The sequence below is a fragment of the Coriobacteriaceae bacterium genome (assembly GCA_025993015.1).
Taxonomy (GTDB): domain Bacteria; phylum Actinomycetota; class Coriobacteriia; order Coriobacteriales; family Coriobacteriaceae; genus Collinsella.
The window spans coordinates 1,826,530-1,850,712 of the sequence record DAJPFV010000001.1 but is presented as its reverse complement, the minus strand read 5'-3'; the positions used below and the strand labels follow the sequence as shown (position 1 = coordinate 1,850,712).

The 24,183-nt window shown below is 61.9% G+C and carries 18 protein-coding genes; 4 read left to right on the top strand and 14 right to left on the bottom strand.

The window, feature by feature from the left end:
- Positions 1-195: 195 nt before the first annotated feature.
- The 5 genes from OIL77_07935 to OIL77_07915 form a co-directional block, all read right to left on the bottom strand.
- The gene (locus tag OIL77_07935; protein ID HJI45328.1) at positions 196-1,395 is read right to left on the bottom strand and encodes an MFS transporter; all 1,200 of its coding nucleotides are present in this window, start codon (positions 1,393-1,395) and stop codon (positions 196-198) included.
- Positions 1,396-1,498: 103 nt separating this feature from the next.
- Positions 1,499-2,008, bottom strand: coding sequence for a DUF3284 domain-containing protein (locus OIL77_07930; protein ID HJI45327.1), 510 nt, complete (start codon positions 2,006-2,008; stop codon positions 1,499-1,501).
- 135 nt (positions 2,009-2,143) lie between these two features.
- A complete protein-coding gene (locus tag OIL77_07925; GenBank protein ID HJI45326.1) occupies positions 2,144-5,767 on the bottom strand; it encodes a UvrD-helicase domain-containing protein in 3,624 nt (1,207 codons plus the stop codon).
- Positions 5,768-5,770: 3 nt separating this feature from the next.
- A complete protein-coding gene (locus tag OIL77_07920; GenBank protein HJI45325.1) occupies positions 5,771-8,869 on the bottom strand; it encodes a PD-(D/E)XK nuclease family protein in 3,099 nt (1,032 codons plus the stop codon).
- A 220-nt stretch (positions 8,870-9,089) separates the two neighbouring features.
- The gene (locus OIL77_07915) at positions 9,090-9,389 is read right to left on the bottom strand and encodes a YerC/YecD family TrpR-related protein (protein HJI45324.1); all 300 of its coding nucleotides are present in this window, start codon (positions 9,387-9,389) and stop codon (positions 9,090-9,092) included.
- A 324-nt stretch (positions 9,390-9,713) separates the two neighbouring features.
- On the opposite strand from OIL77_07915, the gene OIL77_07910 reads away from it, so the two are divergent.
- Complete coding sequence (locus OIL77_07910; protein ID HJI45323.1) at positions 9,714-10,079, top strand: phage holin family protein; 366 nt, start codon at positions 9,714-9,716, stop codon at positions 10,077-10,079.
- Positions 10,080-10,221: 142 nt separating this feature from the next.
- Here the strand turns inward: OIL77_07910 and OIL77_07905 are convergent, their stop codons facing one another.
- Complete coding sequence (locus tag OIL77_07905; GenBank protein HJI45322.1) at positions 10,222-10,650, bottom strand: Rrf2 family transcriptional regulator; 429 nt, start codon at positions 10,648-10,650, stop codon at positions 10,222-10,224.
- Between the two features lie 253 nt (positions 10,651-10,903).
- Here OIL77_07905 and cysK point away from each other — a divergent pair, with 253 nt between their 5' ends.
- On the top strand, positions 10,904-11,842 hold the full coding sequence (gene cysK / locus OIL77_07900) for a cysteine synthase A (GenBank protein HJI45321.1): 939 nt from the start codon (positions 10,904-10,906) through the stop codon (positions 11,840-11,842).
- Positions 11,731-13,122: a tRNA 2-thiouridine(34) synthase MnmA gene (gene mnmA, locus OIL77_07895; GenBank protein HJI45320.1), complete on the top strand. Its 1,392-nt coding sequence runs from the start codon at positions 11,731-11,733 to the stop codon at positions 13,120-13,122. Before cysK ends, mnmA begins: the two co-directional genes overlap by 112 nt.
- 8 nt (positions 13,123-13,130) lie before the next feature.
- Here the strand turns inward: mnmA and OIL77_07890 are convergent, their stop codons facing one another.
- The 4 genes from OIL77_07890 to OIL77_07875 all read right to left on the bottom strand — a co-directional run bounded on the left by OIL77_07890 (position 13,131) and on the right by OIL77_07875 (position 17,985).
- Complete coding sequence (locus OIL77_07890) at positions 13,131-14,504, bottom strand: hypothetical protein (protein HJI45319.1); 1,374 nt, start codon at positions 14,502-14,504, stop codon at positions 13,131-13,133.
- Between the two features lie 138 nt (positions 14,505-14,642).
- On the bottom strand, positions 14,643-15,662 hold the full coding sequence (locus tag OIL77_07885) for a M42 family metallopeptidase (GenBank protein ID HJI45318.1): 1,020 nt from the start codon (positions 15,660-15,662) through the stop codon (positions 14,643-14,645).
- Positions 15,663-15,936: 274 nt separating this feature from the next.
- Entirely contained in the window at positions 15,937-17,103 is a 1,167-nt protein-coding gene (gene fucO, locus OIL77_07880) for a lactaldehyde reductase (protein ID HJI45317.1), read from the bottom strand.
- 165 nt (positions 17,104-17,268) lie between these two features.
- Positions 17,269-17,985, bottom strand: coding sequence for a DUF1275 domain-containing protein (locus OIL77_07875; GenBank protein ID HJI45316.1), 717 nt, complete (start codon positions 17,983-17,985; stop codon positions 17,269-17,271).
- Between the two features lie 253 nt (positions 17,986-18,238).
- Between OIL77_07875 and OIL77_07870 the strand changes: the two genes are divergently transcribed.
- Positions 18,239-20,374 (top strand): YgiQ family radical SAM protein, encoded by a 2,136-nt coding sequence (locus tag OIL77_07870; GenBank protein ID HJI45315.1) that lies wholly within the window; start codon positions 18,239-18,241, stop codon positions 20,372-20,374.
- On the opposite strand, the gene OIL77_07865 is transcribed toward OIL77_07870, so the two are convergent.
- The 4 genes from OIL77_07865 to OIL77_07850 all read right to left on the bottom strand — a co-directional run bounded on the left by OIL77_07865 (position 20,371) and on the right by OIL77_07850 (position 24,181).
- Positions 20,371-21,282 carry a CPBP family intramembrane metalloprotease gene (locus OIL77_07865; GenBank protein ID HJI45314.1) on the bottom strand — a complete coding sequence of 304 codons (912 nt, stop codon included), beginning with the start codon at positions 21,280-21,282 and terminating at the stop codon, positions 20,371-20,373. The genes OIL77_07870 and OIL77_07865 overlap by 4 nt on opposite strands.
- A 23-nt stretch (positions 21,283-21,305) precedes the next feature.
- On the bottom strand, positions 21,306-21,527 hold the full coding sequence (locus OIL77_07860) for a type II toxin-antitoxin system RelB/DinJ family antitoxin (protein HJI45313.1): 222 nt from the start codon (positions 21,525-21,527) through the stop codon (positions 21,306-21,308).
- Positions 21,528-21,742: 215 nt separating this feature from the next.
- A complete protein-coding gene (locus OIL77_07855; protein ID HJI45312.1) occupies positions 21,743-23,098 on the bottom strand; it encodes an ATP-binding cassette domain-containing protein in 1,356 nt (451 codons plus the stop codon).
- A gap of 24 nt (positions 23,099-23,122) precedes the next feature.
- Positions 23,123-24,181: an ABC transporter substrate-binding protein gene (locus OIL77_07850; GenBank protein HJI45311.1), complete on the bottom strand. Its 1,059-nt coding sequence runs from the start codon at positions 24,179-24,181 to the stop codon at positions 23,123-23,125.
- Between the last annotated feature and the right edge of the window lie 2 nt (positions 24,182-24,183).

Genomic DNA, 24,183 nt, shown 5'->3' with positions numbered 1-24,183 from the left:
CCGCACGGCACGGACAGCACCCGAACCTAGCCAAACCAACACGGGTAGTCAATTTGGGACCTTCAAAAAGGGGAATGAGGGCATCCAGATATATCGAGTATTACTGGAACCCCGGCGATGCGCGGAATGATTTGTGACGAATAGTCATGTCCATCAAGAAGGCTCGACGCTTCGGATAGCTCGTCAATCGATATATCAATTCTTGGAGGCCTGTATTCCAACCATTTTTAATGAAACAACGGCGGTAATTGCTATCGCGATTGCACCAATAATACCGAGCGCTATCTGAATGGGATATAACCCCAACACATGTCCAAATATGGAGAAAAACACTGCAGAAAAGAGAGCCCTTACCAGAGACGCGACGGAAAGGATCGTCGCGCGGAGATCGTCCGCTATCGCGTCTTGGATTAAGTTTTCCGAAGTGATGTACACCACTTCTGGGAGAAAACAAAGCACCATGCTAAGGCCAAACAAACACAGCGGATTTGAAGCGAACCACGGAAGAATCATGAAAAGGCCAGCCTCGATTAGCATCGAGCCGAGCATGGTATTTCTTTTCCCGAAACGCAATGAGAAGAAATCTGCTGCAATATAGGCCGTCGCATTTACTGCATAGGATGCACCGAAAAAGATTCCTATTATGGAGACGGGAGCATCAAATGCGTCGAATACCAACTGATTCAAGTTGTAATAACTCCCATAGAATCCATCGAGCATGCTTGTGCCGATTAGAAGAAGCAATACCGCAAAAGCGGATTCTCCAACACGCCAGGTTTCGCGTCTGAACATCTTGGCCGCGTCAAACCTTCCCTTTTCAGAGCTTTCAGAACGGGTCGCTTCCGTCCTCTCAATGGGATACAGAAGGAAAAGCTGCAGGAGATAGAAAACGGAGACACATACGTAGAGGGCACTCCAAGATACTTGGGCAATGAAAGATCCAAGCACAATCGCCATTCCCGTAGCGATTGATTGCGCGGCAAGCAGCCGAGCGTTGATGGTGAGGAAACGCTCTCCTTGACCGGCATTCCGGGCAATTTCATATAAAAGTGCTTGTTCGGATCCCGATTGAAGGGAGTAGGCGAGTGCCTCAACAAGGGAAAGCACGACAAGAAAGGGACCTGAGAGCAACAGCATGCCAGCCGTATGGAAGAAAAGCAGCAGCACGCCCACTTGAATCGAAAACTTCTTTCCAAAGAAATCGCCTATCAGCCCTGTTGGCAGCTCGAGGACGACCGTTGTAATGTTAAACAGGGCTTGATAAAGCGCGATTTCCGTGACAGACATTCCTTTCTCCGCAAGGAAAAGTAGAAACACTCCCCGATTTAAAACAAATCCCGCGAGAACGAAAAAGGCGGAATAGATGTGCAGTTGCGTAGCGGCATTCTTATTCATTTGGCACTTCCATCAACTACTTTTGTCGGGCCGCTCGCTACTGACTCGAAGCCTGAAGTGTTCACAGTTGATGTGAAGAGCGGTAAAGCTTTTGCACAGGGTATCAATGGAATACATCCGAAGCGTTTTCGGCAGTATCATCGGCGAAGGCGGGATTAGCCTTTACGCGGCGCTCACCCTCGATGTATTTGACGATTTGATCAATCGTCTGGTTGGCGTGGCTCTTGAGCTTGCGCTCATAGAAGAAGAGGCCGAGCTTGCCGCGCGTGCCAGACGTGTTGCCACCCACACCCTGAAAATCCTCGGTATAGGTGAGCTCGCAGGCACCATCGCCAGCAGGTGCAGCCTCATAGCGCATAGTATTGATGCCCGCCGCATACTGAAAACGGACCTCATAGAGACACGGGTAGTCAAAGTGCTTGATTTTAACCTTGATCGCCATGCCCTTGGCCTTGCCTTTTGCGGACTGGGCGCGCTTCTCGTACTTATAGCCGTTGAGCTTGTTGCGGCTGGGACGCTTGCCCGTGGCGTTCTCGATATCCTGCATGATGGACCCCGCCAGAGCGTCAAAAAGCTCCTCCGGCGTCACCTTAAGCGTTTTGGCGAGCTGCATGATGGCTCCTTATTCGTTTGAACCGTTCGAGCCATTGTACCGCCCCAGGCCCTCCCATGCGTTGCGGTGAAATGCGGACTGTTTGGCGGCTTTTTTGGCCAAAACAGTCCGTATTCCACCGCAAGTTATTGAGGGCTAGAGGCTGTAGGTGACCACCTGAGGCTCGCACGGGTTGGCGAGGTCGACTTGCTCCACGCGGACGAACTTGACGGTCACGGCCTCAAAGCCCGCCTTGTGCAAAACATCAGCGTAGACGCGCGCCTGCAGGGCGTGCTTCTCCTGCAGCTGTTCCGGCGTCTCGTCCGGCGTGCCGCCCGTCTTGTAGTCGATGACCAGCGCGCATGACGAATCCGCCGGGTTCGTCGCCAAAGCATCGATGGCGCCCTCGGCATATGCACCGTAGCGAGCGATGTCCTCATCCTCGCAGCCCAGCGAAAAGAACGGCACCTCGGCGCGAACGCACGGCCAGGCAAGCAGCTCGGCACGGACCGCCGACTTGAGCCAGCGATCCAGGGCAACGTCGAAGCGTTCGCGCTGTTCCGGCGTCAGGCGCCACAGGCGAGCCAGGGCGTCGGCACGCTCGGCGGGCAGCGCATCGGCACCCATCTCGATCAGCCACTGGCAGGCGGCATGGAACGCCGAGCCCAGCGCCATGGGGTTGCCGGCGGGCTCAACGGCGGCCACGCCTGCATCCGTCATCTCGGAACCATCCGACTCCGCATCATCGCCGGCCTCGTCCATGGGCGTGTGTGCCTCGGCGGCACGGTCCTCGGACTCGGCATGCAGCGCCGCGGCAATTGACGAGTAGCTGTACGAATCGCGCGCCGGATACGGGCAGGCGCCCATGCGCACGCCCACCGTCTGGGGATACACGAGCTCAAACGCATCGGGCTCGGGGTCGGCAGGGCCGGGAACGGCGGCGCGGGCATCCGCGCCGGCGCCCTCCGGCTCCGCATCGCCGCGGACAAGCCTGCCCTCGGCATCCAGAGAAGCATTGGCCTCAAACGCCTGCTCGCCAAACGTAAAGTCCGCCAGCGAGATGAGCTCGTAGTCGCCCGGCTGGGAGTTGTCGAACACCAGGCGGTCGGCATCGAGCTGTGGCATGTCCAGAGCGTCGGTAGGCAGAATACGACGCAGCACGTCGTAGGTCAGATCGGTCTCGATGTCGAAGGTCGGCGCCGTCACCTTGCCGCGGCTCACGCCGACATCCATCGCCAGAATGACCAGCTCGCGCGCTCGCGTCATGGCAACATAGAGCAAGCGGGCCCGCTCCTCGAGCGAAAGCTGCAGGTCATCGTTGCGCAGGCGAGCAAATGCCTCGGCGGGAGAACCCGTCGCGCAGACATCCTCCATGAGCTCCGGCGGCAGCCACAGCGACGTGCCCTTGCCCTTAAACGCATGCTCAAACTGCTTTTTGACGTCATCGCCCTTTACGAACGTGCCGTCCGCGAGTTTAATGCCGTCGAAGCGTGCCGGCAGCGCCACGACCTGCGCTCCGCCCTCAACGCGACCCATCTGTGCCGCACCCGAGGACTTACGCACGCCAAAGCACTCCGCGACCGCCACGACCGGATATTCCAGACCCTTGGAGGCGTGCACCGTCATGATGCGCACCGCGCCGTCGCCCTCCTCGTTGAGGGCACCCGGAGCCTCCTTGCCCGCCAAGAAGCGGTCGAAGGCCAGCGCAATGGAGCGCGGCGAGTTGCCGAACTCGGCCTCCGCCTCGGCCACGGCATCGAGCGCCTTGAGCACGTTGGCGGCAATGGCCTTGCCCTCGGGACCACGCTGCGCCAGACGCACGAACCAGCCGGAGGCGTTGACCACATCGCGCGCGATGGCGGCGAACGAATCGCGACCCACACGACGAAGCGCATAGCGCAACACCTCGCGGGCGCGCGTCACGAGCGGCAGGTCTTGCAGGCCCGACACATCGGAATCGCTCATGATGCCCGCATCGATGTTGCGGCGCGAGGTCTCCCCCGTCTCGCTATCGAGCTTGGTCGCCAGCGCCAAAAACTCCTGGGCGCCGAGTGCAAACATCGGCGATGCCAGCAGCGGCATAAGGCCCTGCGCCGTATCGGCCGGGTTGGCGAGCGCGCAGACCAGGGCGCGCACCGTCTGCACCTCGGCAGCCTGCGCAAAGACCGAGCCGCCCGCGATGACGCAGTCGAGCCCCTGGTCACGGAAGGCCTGTGCGTAGACGTCTGCGTTGGTCATGCGGCCCAGCAGCAGCACCATGCCGCCCTGGGGCTGGCCGGCATCGGCAAGCGCGCGGAATCGCTCGGCGATCGCACGGGCCTTGGCCTGTGTGCGCTCCTGCCTACTGCCGCCGGCAACAAAGAGCGCCTGACGACGTGAGGCGTCCGCCACCAGCGTGTCCTTGCGGCCGTCGCTCGCCTCAAGATCCAAAAAGCCCTGCATCAGGCCGCCGTCGTCGCCATCAAAGACGCGGGCCACATAGCGCAGCACCTCGTCGTGGCTGCGGAAGTTGCGCACGAGCTTGACGAGCTCGCCAGCAGGGGCGTCGGCCACGGCAGTCGCCTCGGGCGCGGCAGACGAGCCCACCTTGCGCTCCTGGCGACGGAACACCTCGACCTCGGCGCCGCGGAAGCGATAGATCGACTGCTGCGCATCGCCCACGGTGCACAGCGCACGCTCCCCCGCACCCGTCAGGTAGCGTATCAGATCGACCTGCATCTGATCGGTATCCTGAAACTCATCGATCATGACCATCTTAAAGCGGCCCTCGTACGCAGCACGGATGGCAGGGTAATCGCGCAGGGCCTCGTAGGCCATGCGGAGCAGGTCGTTATTATCGAGGGCGGACTGGGCAGCCTTCAGTGCGCGATACTCGGCCTCTACAGAGCGGGCCAAGCCCACCAGCGCATCGAGCGCGGGACCGCCGCAGGCCAGCACGATATTGATAAATGCATCGGCGGCCTCGGCCTTGAGCAGCTCGACCTGCTCCTTAGGGAATGCCTTGCTCGCGCGCGGCATGGTGCACGACATCATGAGTCGCGCTGCATCGGCCATGGTCTTGCCGCTCGCCTCGAACGCGTCAATGGCGTCGAGTGCCATCTGCGCCTTCTCGGTCGCGGCCTTGCTTGCGCCCAGCGCCGCGCGATAGGCATCGGCGAGTGCCGAGGTATCGGCCTGCCCGCGCGCCACGCACACGTCGTCCATACCGCCCGGCAACTGGCTCGACAGCTCCAGCAGGTCGCGCACCAGGCCCTTGATGGTCGCGCCAGCGCCAAAGGAACCGCCCTCGCCCGCCATGGGATACCAGGCATAGAGGGCCTTGAGCGATGCCGCGAGCTCGGGGGCGGCATCGGGCGCCGTCGCGCGGGCCAACACATGCTCAACAGCCTGGTCCATAAGCTCGTCGGTATCGGTGAGCACCGTGAACTCGGGGTCGATGCCCAGCTCCAGCGCATGCGCGCGCAGGATACGCGAGCACATGCCGTGAATGGTCGAGATCCACGCGTCGTCGACGGTCAGTGCTTCCTCGTCCATGCCCTCGTCGATAAGCGCACGGCGCACGCGGTCACGGATCTCGGCCGCGGCATCTTTGGTAAAGGTAATGGCGAGCACCTGGTCCAGATGCTCAACGAACGGACCGGATTCAGGCGAGAGCGCGTAGACGATGCGACGCGTGAGGGTAAAGGTCTTGCCCGAACCGGCGCCCGCCGAGACAAACAGCGGACGGTCGAGCGTTTTGACAATCTGCAGCTGTTGCGGCATCAAAGTCGAAAGATCCATGGTCTACACGTCCCTCCTTACAAACGTTCCTTCGTGGTTATACGAGCAGCGCGCATGCGCGGCCTGAGCCGACGTCGGGTCGACGGCGGCAACGTTGCCTGCCTCGAGCTCGCGCAGGCGCTCGGCGATGCCGGCCTCAACGCGATCGAGCAGGGCGTCGAAGTCCATGCTGCCACCCTCGCCGGGGAAACCTTTCTTAAGGCCCGGGATGCGACCGTCGCCGCGCTCTTCCTCGAGCAGCTCGGCGCTCGCGGCACCGCGCAACGCCGGCTTGCCGCCCTTGGTCGAAAAGTAGAGCGCCGCGCGGGTGTCCAAATCCAGCGCCCGGCGCATGGCCTGGGCGTAGATGAGCGTTTGGGTATGGGGCGGCAACCAGCGCGGATCGTCGATGGGCGCCGTACCCGATTCCTCGTCGCGCACCGTGGGGTCGGCGAGCTTAAACTCCTCAACGCCCGTGCGATGCTTGTAGTCGATCACCACGGCACGATTCTCGGCGTCCACGTCCACGCGGTCGATGCGCCCGCCAAGCGGCCAACCGGCATACTCGACCTTGAGCTCGTTGAAGGCGAACTCCAGGTAGCGCGGGGCAAAGGGGGCAAGTGCCTCGGACTCGTAGGCAAGCACGCCCTCCAGCTGCGGCAAAATCTCGGCCACCTGGCGCTCCTCCACCGCAGAAAGCGGCACCAGCGGGCCCTCCGTGCCTCGCTTGCCGGCGTGCTCGGCCAACGTCTCGTCAAAGACCTCGCGCAGCAGCTCCTGAGCGCGCGGCAGATTCTCGGGCGTCACGCGTTCCATGCCCTCCTGGGGCAGGCGGGCATGCAGGTGCTCCAGCACGTCGTGGACAAAGTTACCCTTCTCCATGTTGCCAAAGCCCGCGTCGATGGACTGGGGCTTCACGCGATACGACACGAACCAGCACAGCGGGCATGTCGAGTACGCCTCAATCTGCGAGGCGGACGTCAGGCGCGGCACGAGCGGCGCGTTCTCGTCCTCGCCATCGCGGCGGCGCAGGACCAGGTACGGCACAGCCGCCTCACTCAAATGCTGAGGAGCCTCGCACGCGACGCGCTTGCACTCGATGCCCTCGCCGGCCGCTGAATCAAAATCGGCGACGATACCGCCCTCGCCCACGCGCGTGGGTTTGACAGCGCCAGTGGCCTCGGCGTGCGCCCGCAACTCGGTCCACACGGCAGCCGGATAGCACTCGTGCGCCTGGCGATCGTGGGTCACGCGGGCAAGCGCAACCGGACCGCGCGCGGCCTGCATCGCGCGGCCAAAGCGCACGCGCAGCAGGGCCGCGGGCTCAAGCGTCACACCGCTGCGCCCCAGCTCGGCCGTCAGCGTGGCCAGCGGTCCCTCCTCGTGTGAGAGCGGATAACTGTCCAGATCGACGTCGGCAAACAGCACGGCATCGTAGCTATCGGGGCGCAGGGCTGCCGCATCGGTAAGCGACGCAAAGCGCACCTGGGCGCGCGGCGCGCGGTCGACCTCATAGGTCTCGTAATCGTATGCGGTGCTGCGCTTGTCCACCTTGGTACGAACGTCGTCGAGCACGGGCACGGTCGCGGCCTGCGACACGTCGAGCGTACGGGCATCGTTCATAAGGATGTCGATGACATGTCGCAGCAGGGCGGTCTCCACCTGGCGACGAGCCTGACCGTCAAGGCCTCCAAGGGCGCGATCGGGCAACGCCTCGGCGACGGCGAGCATTGCCTTGAGCGCCGTCACGGGTTTGTCGCGCCACAGCGCTTGGAACACGTCCGAGACCACGCACGGCACGTTCTTAAACCAGTTATCATCACTGGCGGCCTTGCGCGTGCCCCTGACCTGGCCCTGCACGCTCTGCAGCAGGCTTTTGACGGCCGTGGTGGTCTTGCCGCGCGACAGGCGCATGTTCTTGTCGAAGGTGCGCGCGCTGGCAGCATCGGCACCCGAAAGCGGACTGTAAATCCAGTCGGTAAGCTCCGGAGCGGGCCACCACTCGGTCTTGGAAGCGGTGCCCTCGTCAGCGGCCTTCATGCGCTCGATTAGATTGGCGAGCGCCGTGAACTGCCTGCCCGCGATGGATTGGGAAAACGCCGTGAACTCGGTTGTCTCAGCAGCAATGTGACGCGCCGCCAAACGGGCAGCGAGTTCACCGAACAGCTGGGGCGCCCGGGCAGACACCACGAGCACGCGCACGGGGTCCGCGGACGCCGTGACACCGCCGTCGACCGCGGCGTCCTCACACGTTTTTACCAGCCCATCGATTGCATCCACATAGGCGTGGGCGCGGGCGTGAGGGCCGGCAACCTCTACAAAGGTAGGCTGAGCGGCGGACTTGAAGGCAGTCTGGGGCGCGGCGGCACCCTCCCCCAGCGGCGCGGCCTCAAACAGCACACCGCGGGCATCAAAGGCGGCAGCAAGTCCCTCGCGCATTGCCGCCTGCTCGCGGGCAAGCAGCACAACGACCTCTCCCCCATTGTTCGCCACGGCCGACAGCAGCTCGCGCAGGCCGTGCGTAAACGATGTGATACCGCGCACACATACCGCGCGGGCGCACGCCGGCAGGCTGTCGGCCAGCACCTCGGCCATAAGGTCAGCCGCCTCGCAGGGCTCGACCATGTCTCGACGGTCCAAGCCGCTCGCATAGGCACTCAGCAGCTCGAACACGCGAGCCTCGGCGTCGCTCCTGGGATCGGGCCGGCAAACGTCGCCGCGGCAGCGCTCGGCACCCGTTCCCGCTACGCCCGGCAGCACATCGCGGGCCATGCGCGCGAGCATGCGCACCGTGCCCTGACTGCGCGAAAGCGGCTGCAGGTCGGCATCGTCGCGACGGGCGATCATGTCCGAGAACAGCATCTGGCGTTGCATGTTGTCGACGAAGCTGCGGCCATCGCCCATAAGCTCCCACATCGAACGGAGCCACGACGCAGGGGGTTTGTAGTCAACGCCCAGCGAGGCGCCAGCAACCGCAGCATCGTGACGGCACAGGTCGAGCTCGGCAAACGAGGGTGCCAGCAAAACGGCATGCCCGTGGCGGGCAACCAGGTCGGCGAGCAACGCCGCCTCGGCATCGCTCAAGTCCGCACCGGTATTGGTGGTATAGATTCGAACAGGCATGGTCCTCCACTCAAACCGTTCGCAATAATCAATGCATCCATCCTACCCGCCCACGCGGACAGATTTGCCCCACGCCAACAGATTTGATCCCTCGGGGACGGAGGAAAACGGATCACCGAAGGGGTCAGTCTAACCATGCAATCCGTTTTCCTCCGTCCCCGAGGGATCAAAAAACCGCCCCCGAAGGGACGGTTCTGCGCAATTCGTTTTTGCCGCTGGCCTACTCGCCATCCTCCAGTTTGATGAGGATCTTGCGATAGCCACCGTACTCGCCATTAAGCGCCTTGGACACGCGGCTCACCGTGGTGGACGAAGCGCCGGTGCGGGCCTGAACCTCAACATAGGGCTCGCCCTCATCCAGATAGCGCGCGACCTGCAGGCGCTGCGATAAATCGCAAATCTCGCGCGGCGTGCAGATATCGGTTAAAAACGCCTGGATATCGTTCTCGTCATCCAAAAGACTAAATGCGTGGACCAGCTGCTTGACATCAGGCTTGTCAAACATGTTCTCGATATTCATCGATCACCGCCAAACCCGCCATAAGGCATCGAAGTTGATACTGACATCGGGCATCGTTCGCCCGTAATATGCAATAAAACTATGCATGGGCTATTTGCCCGTAGCAGTGTAGCACACCACCAAACTAAAGCGACAAGACTCTCTGCCAGCGGCACGTTTTTCAGGACGAACGCCGTTTAGAAACCGAATGCGCACGTAAGCTCCACGAATATTTGAGACAATGGGCGCCCAAACACCGCGGCGCGCCCGCGCAACCATCCAAGTCGCCGCCGCAAGCCGCTTCACGCGACGCCAGCAACCCCGGCGCAAGAAAGGATTCACGCCATGCGCTTTATGCTTAACTGGCTCTTCACCTCGATCGCCATCGCGATCGCCACGTTCCTCGTCCCCGGTATCCAACCCTTCGGCTTTGCCGAGGCCTGGGTCTGCTTTGCCTTTGTGGGACTGTTCCTCAACATCGTCGATTCGTTCGTCAAACCGTTCCTCACGGTCATCTCGCTGCCGCTCACAATCATTACGCTCGGCATTTTCCAGCTCGTGCTCAACAGCTTTATGCTGGAGCTCGCCAGCTACCTGTCGGTCAACCTGTTGGGCGTCGGTATCTCCATCGCCGGCTTTGGCTCGGCCTTTATGGGCAGCATCCTGGTGTCCATTATGCGCAGCATCCTCGATAGTATTGCCGAGGACTAGAACGGCCATTCCGACCGTGTCTGTCTCAACAGCCCAAAACGAAGGCCGCCCATCGCAAAAATGGGCGGCCTTCTTATTTGCCAAGTCTCAGAGGGCAAGAAAATCTACCATTTCCACCCCGTCCCCACATGGCAGGCGTGGGTTAGATGACATAGTCGTAGCCATGGTTGGGAGCGACAAGTTGATCGAGCGTCACGCCGTCGAGGTAATCGTTGATGAGCTTGTCCAGGTTCTTCCACACGTCGAGCGTGGGGCACTCATCAGATCGCGAGCAACCCTTGCAGTCGCCATCCAGGCAGGCGACCGGCGCCAGGCTGCCCTCGGTCAGGCGCAAGATCTCGCCCACCGTGTACTGCTCGGGCGGGCGCGTGAGCACGTAGCCGCCGCCCTTGCCGCGCATGCCCGAGAGCATGTTGGCGCGCACGAGCGTAGCCAAGATGTTCTCGAGATATTTCTCGGAAATCCCCTGTCGCGCCGCAATCTCTTTGAGCGGGATGCGACCGGCCGCCTGGTGCTCGGCCAGGTCAACCATAACGCGCAGGGCGTACCTGCCCTTAGTAGAAACCAACATATATAGTGCTGCCTTTCGGTCTTTTAGTCCGTTGAAATTCTAGCCGAAAAATCGGCTTTGGAAATACCCATTCCGGTCAAGATGGTTAATCGGCTCGTAATAATCTTCTATTTCCTATTGCATTACTAGGCTTTAGTGTCTACTATGCTTGCCAACAGCTAAACGAACAACCTATAAGGTTTATGGGTTTAGCTGCTACACGCACTGTGAAACCACACGGCAACCAGCAACTTGAACACTTTGGAGGTTCACCATGAGCAAGGTTTACACGTCCATCGATCAGCTTATCGGCCACACCCCGCTTCTGGAGCTCACCCACTTTGAGGCCGACGAGGACCTCAAGGCTCGCGTGCTCGTCAAACTGGAATACTTCAACCCCGCCGGCTCCGTTAAAGACCGCGTCGCCAAGAACATGATTGACGAGGCCGAGAAGGCAGGCAAGCTCGTGCGAGGCGGCGACTACACCATCATCGAGCCCACAAGCGGCAACACCGGCGTCGGCATCGCCTCGGTGGCAGCCGCCCGCGGCTACAAGGTAATCATCACCATGCCCGAGACCATGTCCGTCGAGCGCCGCAAGCTGATGCAGGCATACGGTGCGCAGCTCGTGCTCACCGACGGCTCCAAGGGCATGAAGGGCGCTATCGCCAAGGCCGAGGAGCTGCAGAAGGAGACTCCCAACAGCATCATCGCCGGCCAGTTTGTGAACCCCGCGAACCCGGCCATTCACAAGGCCACGACCGGCCCCGAGATCTGGGACGACACCGACGGCCAGGTCGACATCTTCGTCGCCGGCGTTGGCACCGGTGGCACCGTGACCGGCGTGGGCGAGTTCCTCAAGGAGCAGAACCCCCAGATTCAGGTTGTCGCCGTCGAGCCCGCCACCTCCCCGGTGCTCTCTAAGGGTCAGGCCGGCCCGCACAAGATCCAGGGTATCGGCGCCGGCTTTGTGCCCGACGTCCTCGACACCCAGGCCTATGACGAGATCATCCCCGTCGAGAACGACGACGCCTTTGCGACCGGCCGCGCCGTGGGCCACAAGGAGGGCGTGCTCGTGGGCATTTCGTCCGGTGCCGCCGTGTGGGCCGCACTGCAGCTGGCCAAGCGCCCCGAGAACGAGGGCAAGACCATCGTGGCCCTGCTTGCCGACACCGGCGAGCGCTACCTGTCCACGGCACTCTTCCAGGACTAAGGCCTGTCGCCCATAGGTTGAGCCCAGGACGAACCGGTCTCCTCTCTCCCGGCAGTCTGAGCCCATCCAATCAGGGTGTCCCACGAGACGTCCGAACTTGCTACAATGTCTGCGGCGCGGAACCAGCCTCCCGCGCCGCTTTTCTTTTTTGGCCACATGCCACCAAGGAGAACCTCCCCATGCACAACAAGCGCGTGCTCGTCGCCATGAGTGGCGGCGTCGATTCCAGCGTGACCGCGTACCTGCTCAAAAGCCAGGGCTACGAATGCGTCGGCGCCACCATGCGCCTCACCTGCCCCACGCCCGATCCCATCACGGGCATGAGTAAGGTCGACCGCGACATCGCCGATGCAAAGGCCGTCGCCGAGCGCCTGGGGATCCCCCATCACGTACTCGACCTGCAGCAGACCTTCGACCATAGCGTTATCGAGCGCTTTGTGAACGCCTACCAGGAGGGGCTGACGCCCAATCCGTGCATTATCTGCAACCGCCACATTAAGTTTGGCGCGCTGCTCGATGCGGCGCTGGATATGGGCTGCGACTACATCGCCACGGGACATTACGCCAAAACAAGCCAGGCGGCAGACGGCACCTGGCAGCTACATCGCGGCGAAGATCCCAAAAAGGACCAGAGCTACTTTTTGTATTCGCTTACGCAGGAGCGCCTGGCGCACACGATCTTTCCGCTGGCAGGCCTGGACAAAGAGCGCGACGTGCGCCGCATAGCCGCCGAGCAGGGCTTTACCAACGCCAAGAAGGCCGAAAGCGAGGACATCTGCTTTATTCCAGACGGTGACTACGCGGGCTATATCGAGCGCCGCTGCGGACATCCCGCTGCACCGGGCGACATTGTGTGGCGCGATGGCAGCGTGGTCGGGCGCCACAACGGCGCGCTGCGCTACACCATCGGCCAGCGCAAAGGCCTGGGCGTAGCGATGGCGCATCCCGTGTATGTGACGGGCGTCGACGCCGCCAACAACACCGTGCATCTGGGCGAGGCCGAGGACCTGACCGCCGCTGCCCTCACGGCCGATGAGTGGATCTGGAGCGCGCCGGACGCACGCATGGAGGCGGAGCTCGACGCCGGCGGCATTCACGTCGGTGCCAAGTACCGCTACCGTCAAAAGGACCAGGCAGCGACCCTTACGCGTGACGAAGACGGGCAAATGCTGCTAACTTTTGACGAGCCACAACGAGCCATCGCCCCCGGCCAGGCCGTTGTAGTCTACCGCGGCGACATCGTCCTCGGCGGTGGTACCGTGACCGGCGCACTTAAGTAGCCGCAGGTTTATCGCTGCACGTGTCGAAGCACCTCAACAGCGGCACTAACCTCGATTACGCGACGCTCGAGGCCGCGGCAAATGGCCTCGAGTCGACCCTCCGCCGTCGCCCATTCGCTCTGCGAAAGAATCTCGATCGCCTCATCAACAAATCCGTTGAGCCGCGATGGATCGAACCAATCGAGCGAGTCCGCAAGCGCCAGCTGGACGGAAGGGTCGGGCCCAAACGGCTTAGCGGAAAACCCAAACTCCCCAGCTGCGAGCACGGCAGTTGGTACGTTGTACCACAGGCAGTTGCCGCTATCGAACAGCGGAGCAGGTTTTATCTCCAAGGTGTCGACATTGCGGATGATGCCGAAGTTTCGCCAATGGCGGTCGATGTTGGCCAAAAGGGCATCGCAAACGATCATCTGTGACATAGACCTTCTCACAGCGGCCTCATCGGCGCCATGCTTGCCAAGGTAGCGACAGTATCGATCGTATGTCGAATTTCCCCGCTGGCTGCCAAGTGCGCCCTTAACGTAAACAGCCGGAACGTATTCCTCACGGCCGTCAAGAAAGTCGTCGCACAGACACACAGGGCCATCGAACATGTGCTCAACCGTGTAAGGAACAAACTCGCCCTCCGACAGCAAGCGACGATGCAGAGCCGTTGCAACCGCCTCGTTAAAGGGACGTTGATCGTCCATGCCGCATCCCTTGACCAAAACGCGAATGCCGTTGCGGATCATCCACGATTTAGGGAGCTCGCCCTCGGACGTGTTATCCGGATTTTTAAGACCGATGCCTTCCAGCCAACCCGAACGCTCTTCGGGCGCCGATCGCTCAAATTCGTTCTCAAAGTAATTGATGTTTCGCCATTTAAGTTCGGTGCAATCGGTCGGCCGCAGCCAATAACAATCCGAAAGCGATAGGCCCAGGCACCGAACCGGAACCTCGATGCCACTGGCAATCCCCAGTTCACGATAGCGCGAGACGAGTCCGGGGCGGACGTCAGGCACCGACCGATGGCTCCACCACACGTTGAGCTCCCGTTTATTCACCGTAGGAGAAGAGCTCGAGCACGTGCCAAACGGCATCCTCTGCGCATCGAGGACCTCGGCGATTTCGAAGGGAAACTCACGCGTCGGATCAAATGAGACATGCGCGACCTCATGGTCGGCGGACATCAGCGTAAACTTGCGCCCCACATCGGCCGCAGGACGGCGTCCACGTTTGCGGACCTTTTGATAAGCGACCGCGGAATTGTACTCGACCATCTTCCGTCCGCCCACAATATCGCACGCGAGCGTTCCCGATGAGGCAAGTTGAGATATGCGGGCTTTCGTAACGCCCAGCAGGCGGGCAGCATCACCCATAGACAAGTACTCAGACGTATCCATACACCGCATCACCTCGTTAAGTAATTTAAATGTTTAGTTAATAGATTACATACATCATAATACTAAACAACCCAAAGCGAAAAAAGGCCCGAGAAATCGGGCCTTAGCGATTGGTCAGCCGAGTCGCAAGCTACTCCCCTAGCGCTGAACGTAGGCGCGAACCAGCTCGTAGGTATTGCGCACGCCGTCGATGTGGCTGCGCTCGTAGTTGTGGCTCGCGTACACGCCGGGGCCGATCAGACCATGGCGAATGTCGTAGCCGGCCGAGAGCGTGGCCTCGACGTCGGAGCCGTAGTGCGGGTACACATCGATGGCGTAATCGAGCTCCAGCTCGCGCGCGATGTTGGACAGTGTGGTTACCAGGTCGTAGTTGTACGGACCGCCCGAATCCTTGGCGCAAATCGAAACCATGCGCTCGGTGCAGCCCAGGTCGTCGCCCACGCAGCCCATGTCCACGCTGATCATCTCGCGCGTGTCGGCCGGCACAAAGGCACCGCCGTGGCCGACCTCCTCGTACACCGTAAAGAGCAGCGAAACCTTGCGCGAAAGGGTCACCTCGCCGTCGGCGACGGCGCGGGCCAAACCAAGCAGAATCGACGCGGACAGTTTGTCGTCAAGGAAGCGACTCTTGATGTAACCGCTCTCCGTCACCGTCGTGCGAGGATCCATAGCGATGATGTCGCCGGTCTGAATACCCAGCTCGAGCACATCGTCCTTGCCGTCGACGTTCTCGTCGAGCAGGATTTCCATGTTCTTCTCGATGGTTTTGACCGGCTCATCGGCCACATGCGCCGAAGGCTCGGTATTGAGGACTACACCCGTGTAGACATTACCATCGCGCGTGTAAACGGTGCAGTTCTCGCCATCAGCCGTGGACCACTGGTGCCCACCGAGCGTCGTGGGGCGCAGGCGACCATTGTCCTTAATGGAGCGCACCATGGCGCCCAGAGTATCGACATGGCTCGCCAGTACGAGCGGCTCACCCTCGCCACCAAGCTCAACGAGCACGTTACCCTTATTAGAACGCTCGGGCCCAAACCCCATATCGCGCAGGGTCTCCATCAGATAATCAGTCGCCGCACGGGTATAGCCCGTAGGCGAAGCGATAGAAGTCAGCGTCTTAAGCTGGTCAGTAATAAAACCAAGCGTAGAATCCATTTGGGGCACCATCCACAACTCCAAAGTCAACATCCCGTAATCAGTAAAAGCCCCAACAACGATACCACCACGCACAAAAATTTACCCAGCGAGATGACCCATCGAGCTCTTCCGAACAGCGCCCGTCACGACAACGAGCCGGCGGGCCCCGCCCGTTAGCCCCAGAATCTTTCCGCAGGACAGAAGGAGGCCCCGCCGCACGTAGTGCGCAACGGGGCCTCCGACATGTCCGAGGACGATTCTGGGGCTAACGGGCGGGGCCCGCCGAACCAGGTTAAGCAGCCGGGCAGATCTTCTTGAAAAGCTCGATGACGTCGTCGAGCGTGGCCTCGCGCGGGTTACCCGGGAAGCAGGCGTCGGCCATGGCGTCCTTGGCCAGGACCTCGATCTCGTCAGCCTTCATGGCCTCGCAGACGTGCGGGATGTTCACGTCGGCAGAGAGCTGCTTGACGGCGGCGATGGCGGCGTCGGCGGCCTCGTCGGTGCTCATGCCCGTGGTGTCAACGCCCATGGCGACGGCAACCTTGGCCAGACGCTCGGCGCAAACCGGCTTGTTGAACTCCATGGCGATCGGCAGCAGCATGGCGCAAGCGACGCCGTGCGGGGTGTCGTAGTGAGCGGACAGGGTGTGGGCCATGGCGTGATCGATGCCCAGGCCAACGTTGGAGAAGCCCATGCCGGCGACATACTGGCCAAGAGCCATGCCCTCGCGGCCGGAGCCGGGCTGACCGGACTTGGCCTCGGCAACGGAGTCACGCAGGTTCTCGCTGATCAGCTTAATAGCCTCAAAGTGGAACATGTCAGAGAGCTCCCAGGCACCCTTGGTGGTGTAGCCCTCGATGGCGTGGGTCAGAGCGTCCATACCAGTGGAAGCGGTCAGGCCGGCAGGCATGGAGGCCATCATGTCGGGGTCGACGACGGCGACCTCGGGGGCGTCGTTGGTGTCGACGCACACGAACTTGCGGACCTTCTCGGGGTCGGTGATGACGTAGTTGATGGTCACCTCAGCAGCGGTACCGGCGGTCGTCGGCACAGCGATGGTGAACACGGCGTGGTTCTTAGTCGGAGCAACGCCCTCGAGGCTGCGGACATCGGCAAACTCGGGGTTGTTGATGATGATGCCGATGGCCTTAGCGGTGTCCATGGAGGAGCCGCCACCGATGGTCACGATAGCGTCAGCCTCGGCGGCCTTGAAGGCCTCGACGCCGTCCTTGACGTTCTGGATGGTGGGGTTGGGCTTGATCTCGGAGTAGAGGCTCCAAGCGATGCCGGCGGCGTCGAGCTCGTCGGTCACCTTAGCGGTAACGCCAAACTTGACCAGGTCGGGGTCGGAGCAGACGAAGATCTTCTTGTAGCCGCGACGCTGGAGCTCGCCGGGGATCTCCTTGATGGCGCCGGAACCATGATAAGAGATGGTATTGAGAACGAAACGATTAGCCATTGATAGCCTCCCATCGTGTGCGGGGCGCCCATTACGCCCCACGCTATAAGTCCCATCCTAACGCTTTTGAAATGAAAAGCACGTGAGAACGTCAAATTTGTTAAAGCGTTTCAACAGATGATGAAAAATATTGTGGCAAAGGGACAGCCCCTTTGCCGCATTCGGTTACTTTCGACAGCCCTCTTTCCAAGCCTCGGCCGCAACCTTCCAGCGTAAGCGCAAGTCGCGCTCGCGGTCGATGAACATGATGGCAAACGCGACAAACAGCAGCAAGCTCGCCACGACGATGGCGTGCAGGCCCATGCGCTCAATACACCAGTTGCCCAACACGGCGCCAAACACAAAGGTAAAGATCACGCCAAAGTACAGCAGGCCGTTTTCCAAAAAGCCGCGCCTGTGGGTGATGATGTAATCGTCCACGTTTTGCAGCGCGTTGCGCAAGTTGCCGATGCACATGGTCGTAGCGATGCCGTGACCGTGGATCTTGCGGAAGCTCTCGACCTGCATGCCGCAGGCAAACGAGGTGAGGCAGTTGGCGAGCAGGTTGAAATTGCCGCCCGGGATAAAGCTCACGCCCAGCAAGATGACGGCTTCAAAGAACACCGTCACTTGGCGCCAGTGAATCACGCTGCCAAACCGTTCGTGTACCAGGTCGGCAAGCATAATGCCCACGGCAAACGACACCACAGGGAAGAAGTAGCGCCCCGCAAGTGCCCAATTGCCCTCCGAGATGCTCACGCCCACAAGCAGGATGTTGCCCGTCTGCGCGTTTGCGAAAACATGGTCGCGCCCAATGTACGAATACACATCCATAAAGCCGCCGGCGAGCGCCAGGATAATGCCCAGTTCGATGGACTCCGATATCTGTTTGGCACGCTGCATCGCCGTGCATCCTCCTTGTTGACGACCCTCTCGTGCGTTGGCGGAAACATAGCCGCCGTTCATACTGTAACCCATTGACAACATGGCGTGCGCGCGAGACAGGTTCTCCAACGCGCAGATACACAGTCTGGAAACAAACGGCACCTGCATCGACACGCCGATCCGCCAGCCCATGTACTCCACCAGTCTTTTTAGCCCCGTCCCAAAAAGACTGGTTACAATTACGTGCAGCATACAAACACCGGGAGGGATCGTGGCAAAAAAGCCTCAGCACGCTCAGAATAACCAGCGCAGTCAGCAGGGCAAACAGGGCCAGCAGCAAAAGCGCGGCGGCAAGGCCCAGGGCGGCCACGCCGCTCATACCCCGGCAGCGCCCGCCCGCCCCTGGCGCCCGGGCCGCGACAAGTTCCTCCCCGTCAGCCGCGCCGACATGGACGCGCGCGGCTGGGACCAGTGCGACTTCGTCTATATCTGCGGCGACGCCTACGTGGATCATCCCAGCTTTGGCATGGCTATCGTCAGCCGCGTGCTCGATGCGCACGGCTACAAGGTGGGCATCATCTGCCAGCCCGACTGGACCGACCCCGCCAGCATCACCGTGCTGGGCGAGCCGCGCCTGGGCTTTCTCGTCAGTGCCGGTAACATGGACTCCATGGTCAACCACTATTCGGTGACCAAGCACCGCCGCCACACCGACGCCTATACCCCCGGTGGCGAGGAGGGGCGCCGTCCCAACCGTGCCGTCACGGTCTACGGCAACCTCATCCGCCAGACGTTCAAGGACGCCCCCATCATCATCGGCGGCATCGAGGCGAGCCTGCGCCGTCTGGCCCATTATGACTACTGGCAGGACAAGCTCAAGCGCTCGGTACTGCTCGACTCGGGCGCCGACATCCTCATCTACGGCATGGGCGAGCACGCGATTGTCGAGATCGCCGACGCGCTCGACGCGGGACTGCCCGTCGATCAAATCACCTATATCAACGGCACCGTCTACCGCACCAGCTCGCTCGACGAGGTCTACGACTACGACCTGCTGCCCAGCTGGGACGACCTTGCCGCCGACAAGCTCAACTACGCGCGCAGCTTTAACGTGCAGCAGCAGAATATGGACCCCATCACCGGACACCGCCTGGTAGAGCCCTACCCCAATAGCGTCTATGTGGTGCAGAACCCGCCATCGGCGACGCTCACCACCGATGAGATGGACGAGGTGGCCGAGCTCCCCTACGCACGCGATTGGCATCCCGACTACGACGCGGCAGGCGGCGTGCCGGCCTTTGCCGAGATCAAGTTTTCCATTAGCTCCAACCGTGGCTGTTTTGGTGAGTGCTCATTTTGCGCCCTCACCTTCCACCAGGGTCGCGTGCTGCAGATGCGCAGCCACGACTCGATCATGCGCGAGGCCGAGCTGCTCACGCACGACCCCGAGTTTAAGGGCTACATCAACGACGTGGGCGGACCGACGGCAAACTTTAGCCGCCCTGCCTGCGACAAGCAGCTCGAGCACGGCGTGTGCAAGAACAAGCGCTGCCTGTGGCCGAGCGTGTGCAAGAACATGGTAGTCGACGAGAGCGGCTACACGCAGCTGTTGCGCGACCTGCGCCAGCTGCCGGGCGTCAAAAAGGTCTTCGTACGCAGCGGCATCCGCTTTGACTACACCATGGCCGATGCCTCGGACGAGTTTTTGCGCGAGCTGCTGGAGCACCATGTCTCGGGCCAGCTACGCGTAGCACCCGAGCACGTGAGCGATGCGGTGCTGTCCGTGATGGGCAAGCCGAGCCGAGCCGTCTACGATGCTTTCTGCCGTAAATTTGAACGCCTGAACCGCGAATACGGACTCAAGCAGTATGTGGTGCCATACCTGATCTCGAGCCACCCCGGCTCGACGATGAAGGAAGCTGTGGACCTTGCCGAGGCCGTGCGCGACATGGGTTACATGCCCGAACAGGTGCAGGACTTCTACCCCACCCCGTCCACCATGTCGACCTGCATGTACTACACCGGCGTGGACCCGCGCACCATGCAGCCGATCTACGTGGCGCGCGACCCGCACGAAAAGGCCATGCAGCGTGCGCTCATCCAATACCGCAAGCCCGAGAACTACAAGCTTGTGCGCGAGGCGCTGGAAAAAGCCGGCCGCCGAGATCTAATCGGCTACACCAAGCATTGCCTGATCCGTCCCGTGCCGCCGCGCCCGGGCGAGACATCGGCCGGCGGCGGGCATGGCACCGGCAAGAAGGGCGGCAAACCGCATGGCGGCGCCGGCGGCAAGGGGCCCAAGGGTAGCAAGGGGCACGGCGGCATGTCGCGCGCACAGAACACTGCCAGTCGCAATCGCGCGGCCCAGGGGCGTCAGGGTGCCAACGGAGGCGGACGCCGCAACTAGGGCAGCGGTGCGCTCGCTGCGTCCACCCCACACGCGTGGCGCAGCGAGCGCATTGCCTCAACGAGAATGACACCGGCGATAGCAACCGTGACCGCCACGTCGAGTGGCGCGTTCACAAACCAGAGCAACGTCATGAAATACGACCCGGCATTAAAGGCAAAGTGCAGCAGGATCGTGTAGCGGAGCTTTCCGGTCGTCACGAGCACCCAACCAAAGATGAGGCCTGCGGCACCCGCGTAGCAACCCTGCACCCAATTCATGTGCATAAAACCGAAGACCGCCGCCTGCAGCACGATTGCCGCGGCGATACCCCACGTGCTTGGGGCCGCCCAGGGCACCATGGCACCGTCCTGCGCGCTCGCACGACGCCGACGCTTCCAAAGTGGGCGGCACTGTGGATTAAACGCTCGGAGCGAAAACTCAAAAATAATGCCGCGCACCAGCAGCTCCTCGCAAAACGGAGCGCCGAGCACCGTAGTCAGGACGGCGAGATAGCTGGTGTCGCCCATGCCTGTTTCCTCGACAAGCTCGCTGTAGTCGGCCGCGGCCTCGGGCAACAGCGACAGTACGGCGTCGGTCACATAGCCAACGACCACCTGCAAGGCCAGGCCAATCACGATAACGCAGGCGATGCGTTTCCACGCCCCACGCGCTCCCCCGCCAAGTGGGCGCTCGCCCTGCCAGCGCGCCATAAACGAACGCGGCCACAGATAACGCCACCACAGCAGCGCCATCAAAAACGATGCCGTCTGCGCGACGGCCTGAAGCAATTGAATGTCGAGGTCATCGATCGAAAAACCCATGAACACTGACGCGACGCCCAGAGCGGAAAACAAAACCACGCTCAGGGCAATATCGGCAGCGACGACGCCAAAACAGGCAAGCGCCCAAATCATCGCATTGAGCATGCCGACCTCCTCCCGACGACTAGTCATTGGGGACGTTCTTCAACGACTAGCTGTTGAGGACACTCTTTGCCAAAGGCCCCGTTGGGCGAGATGTCAAACGGAAAGGTGCCGCAGCGATTGAACGCGGCGATAAACATGCGGATGGCGTTGGACGGCGTGGTGCCCACGAGCTGAGTTGCCGCCGCGAAGGCTGCCTTCTCCTCGGGCAAGACCTTCGCGACTACGGGGGTCATGTGTTCTGCCATGGCGCTTCCTTTTTGAAACGACGGTAGTGCGGATAGATGCGGGCCACGCGGCTGGGCGACGGGCTGTGAAGGCAACCCGATTGGCCCGCATCCGGAGTTTGTTTCTGCGGCGTTGGTATTACTTAGTATTCCTAAGTATTACCCCGCAGATAGAATACCACACAAGACCCCATGGGGACGGAGGAAAACGAATCATTTTGTTGCTGAGTAAGTTTTTAGAGCGTGATGATGTCCGAGATATCGAGGGCTTGAGCGTCGACGACATCGTGCGTGGCGAGCAAGAGCGTGCGACCGTCGAGCAGGTCTAGCACGGCCTCGGCCGTCGCATCGCGCGCGGCGGCGTCCAGGCCGGTAAAGGGCTCATCCAGAATGACGGCACAGCCGCCACACAGCAGGGCTCGAGCGATCTCGACACGACGGCGCTGCCCGCCCGAAAGCTCAGCCACGCGAACACGCACGTCGATTCCCGGCACCAACCGGCGCAGCAAGGTCGTAGCGTTCGAAGCATCCACGCGCGCATCGGCACACACCAGCACGTTATCCAAGGCCGAGCTGCCCTCTACCAAGCGTGCATCCTGAAACACCATCGAGCACGGCGCGCACTCCCCCGCTGCCAACGAAAGCAGCGTCGACTTGCCCATGCCCGAAGCGCCCATCACGCAGATACGCCCACCCGCAGGCACGTTGAGCACCAGACCATCCAGCGCCGGCGCCCAGGGCGCACGATCGCCCACGGCAAGCGCAAGCTCCGCTGCGGCGCCATCGCTCGCAGCCCCCGCACGCCCGCGCAGTCCATGCCCATGCGCCCGCACGGCCGCGCGCCACGCCACGGGTCCCGAAACCCGCAGCAGCCACACCAGCACGCGCTCACACGCCCACGAGGCGGCAACGACCAGCACGGTCCACGCCAGCAAATCAGCCGTCTCAATCAAAAGCTTTGCCTGATAGATGCGCTCGCCCACGGTGCCCACCGCCATGCCGATCAGCTCGGCTGCCACGCCGGCCTTCCAGCTCATGCCGATCACGGCGCGGGCGCACGAAAGCACAAACGGCAGGACTTCGCGCCAGGTATGGGCGCAAAACAGGCGCCAGCCGCGCACGCCATGCAGACGGAACATCTGCTCCAGCGGTTTATTCACCTGTGCCAAGCCCTCGGCCAGCGAAAAATACACGCCCGGCAGCGCCATCAAAAAGACCGCGGCGATGCTCACGCGCGCCGATCCCAACCAAATAAGCAGCAGGACCACCACGCAGGCAACCGGCGTCGCCTTAACAAACGAAAGTGCCGGAGCCACCAGGCGCGCAAACGCCCGCAACCGTGACGAAATCCCGGCAAGCACGCCACCACACACCGCGGCAAGCGCCAGCCCGCCCAGTATCCGCGCGCCCGAGCCCACCAAAATCGCCCAGGTACCGCCATCGCACACCAGGCGCAGCAGCGCCACGGCAACAGCACCCGGCCCCGGCAAGATCAGTGGCTGCGCCACCAGCACCGCCGCGAAGACCCACACGGCAAGCCAAAAGGCGGCGACGGCACCTGCTGCCGCCACCGCCTTCATACGCTCTGTCATTTGTCGAGCAAACGCACGCACGGGCTACTCCATGTAGTAGAAATCGTCAGCCGGAAGTTTACCACCCACGGCGCTCGCGTCCGCGTCGGACAGCACCTGCAGATACCCACTAAGTGCCGCCTTCATATCCTTGCCCGTCTGGCACACGAGCATGCACCCGGGAATCGCCTTCTCGGCGATCTTGGCGTTGTCCACGATGCCGGCATCGACCACGGCCTGCGCCCAGTCTGCCGGCGCCGCATTGACAGCCTTAACGCTCGCCGCATGGCAGCTCAAGAACTCCGCCACAGCCTCGGGATGTTCCTCGGCAAACGCGCGGCGCACCACGGTCACGCCCGTCAGCAGGCGCGAACCCGTGTCACCTGCCAACTCGTCCCACACATCGGTCAGGCTTACCGGAGCCGACAGCCTGCCTTCGCTCTTGGCGATGGCAGCGGTCTTGAACGGCTCCGGCAGCACGCCCACGGCGGACGGGTCGGCAAGCAGGGCCGACAGCACCTCGGTGGGCTCGCTCTTAAACTCGAGCGTCACCTGGCCGGTCAGGCCTGCGCGCTCCAGCAGGTAGTTCATGACGTACTCCGGCGTGGTGCCCTTGCCCGTCATATAGACGGTATGGCCCGCCAGATCGCCAAACGAGGCCACACTCGCGTCGCCCGTCACAACGTTCAGCACGCCCAGCGTGTTGATGTCGATGACCTGCACCGCACCCTCGGTCTTGTTGTAGAGCACGCTCGCCACGTTGGCAGGCACCAGGGCGATATCGACATCGCCCTGAATCACCTTGGGCACGATCTCATCGGCTGCAGTGCTGATCGCAAAGTCGAACTCGTTGTCCGTCTCACCATCGGCCGCCCGGTCCATAAACTGCACCAGACCCATCGACGTCGGACCCTTGAGCGAGGCGACGTGCACCTCAACCGGCTCGGCAGCGGCACCGTCAGCAGCAGACCCGGCAGCCGAGCCCGCGGCGGACCCGGTACCGGCAGCCCCGCCGCCACAGCCCGCGAGCGCAAGCGACAGGGCGCCCGCGGCGAGCGCCGAGGCAAACCCCCGGCGCGACATCTCAAAATCAAACGCGCGCATCG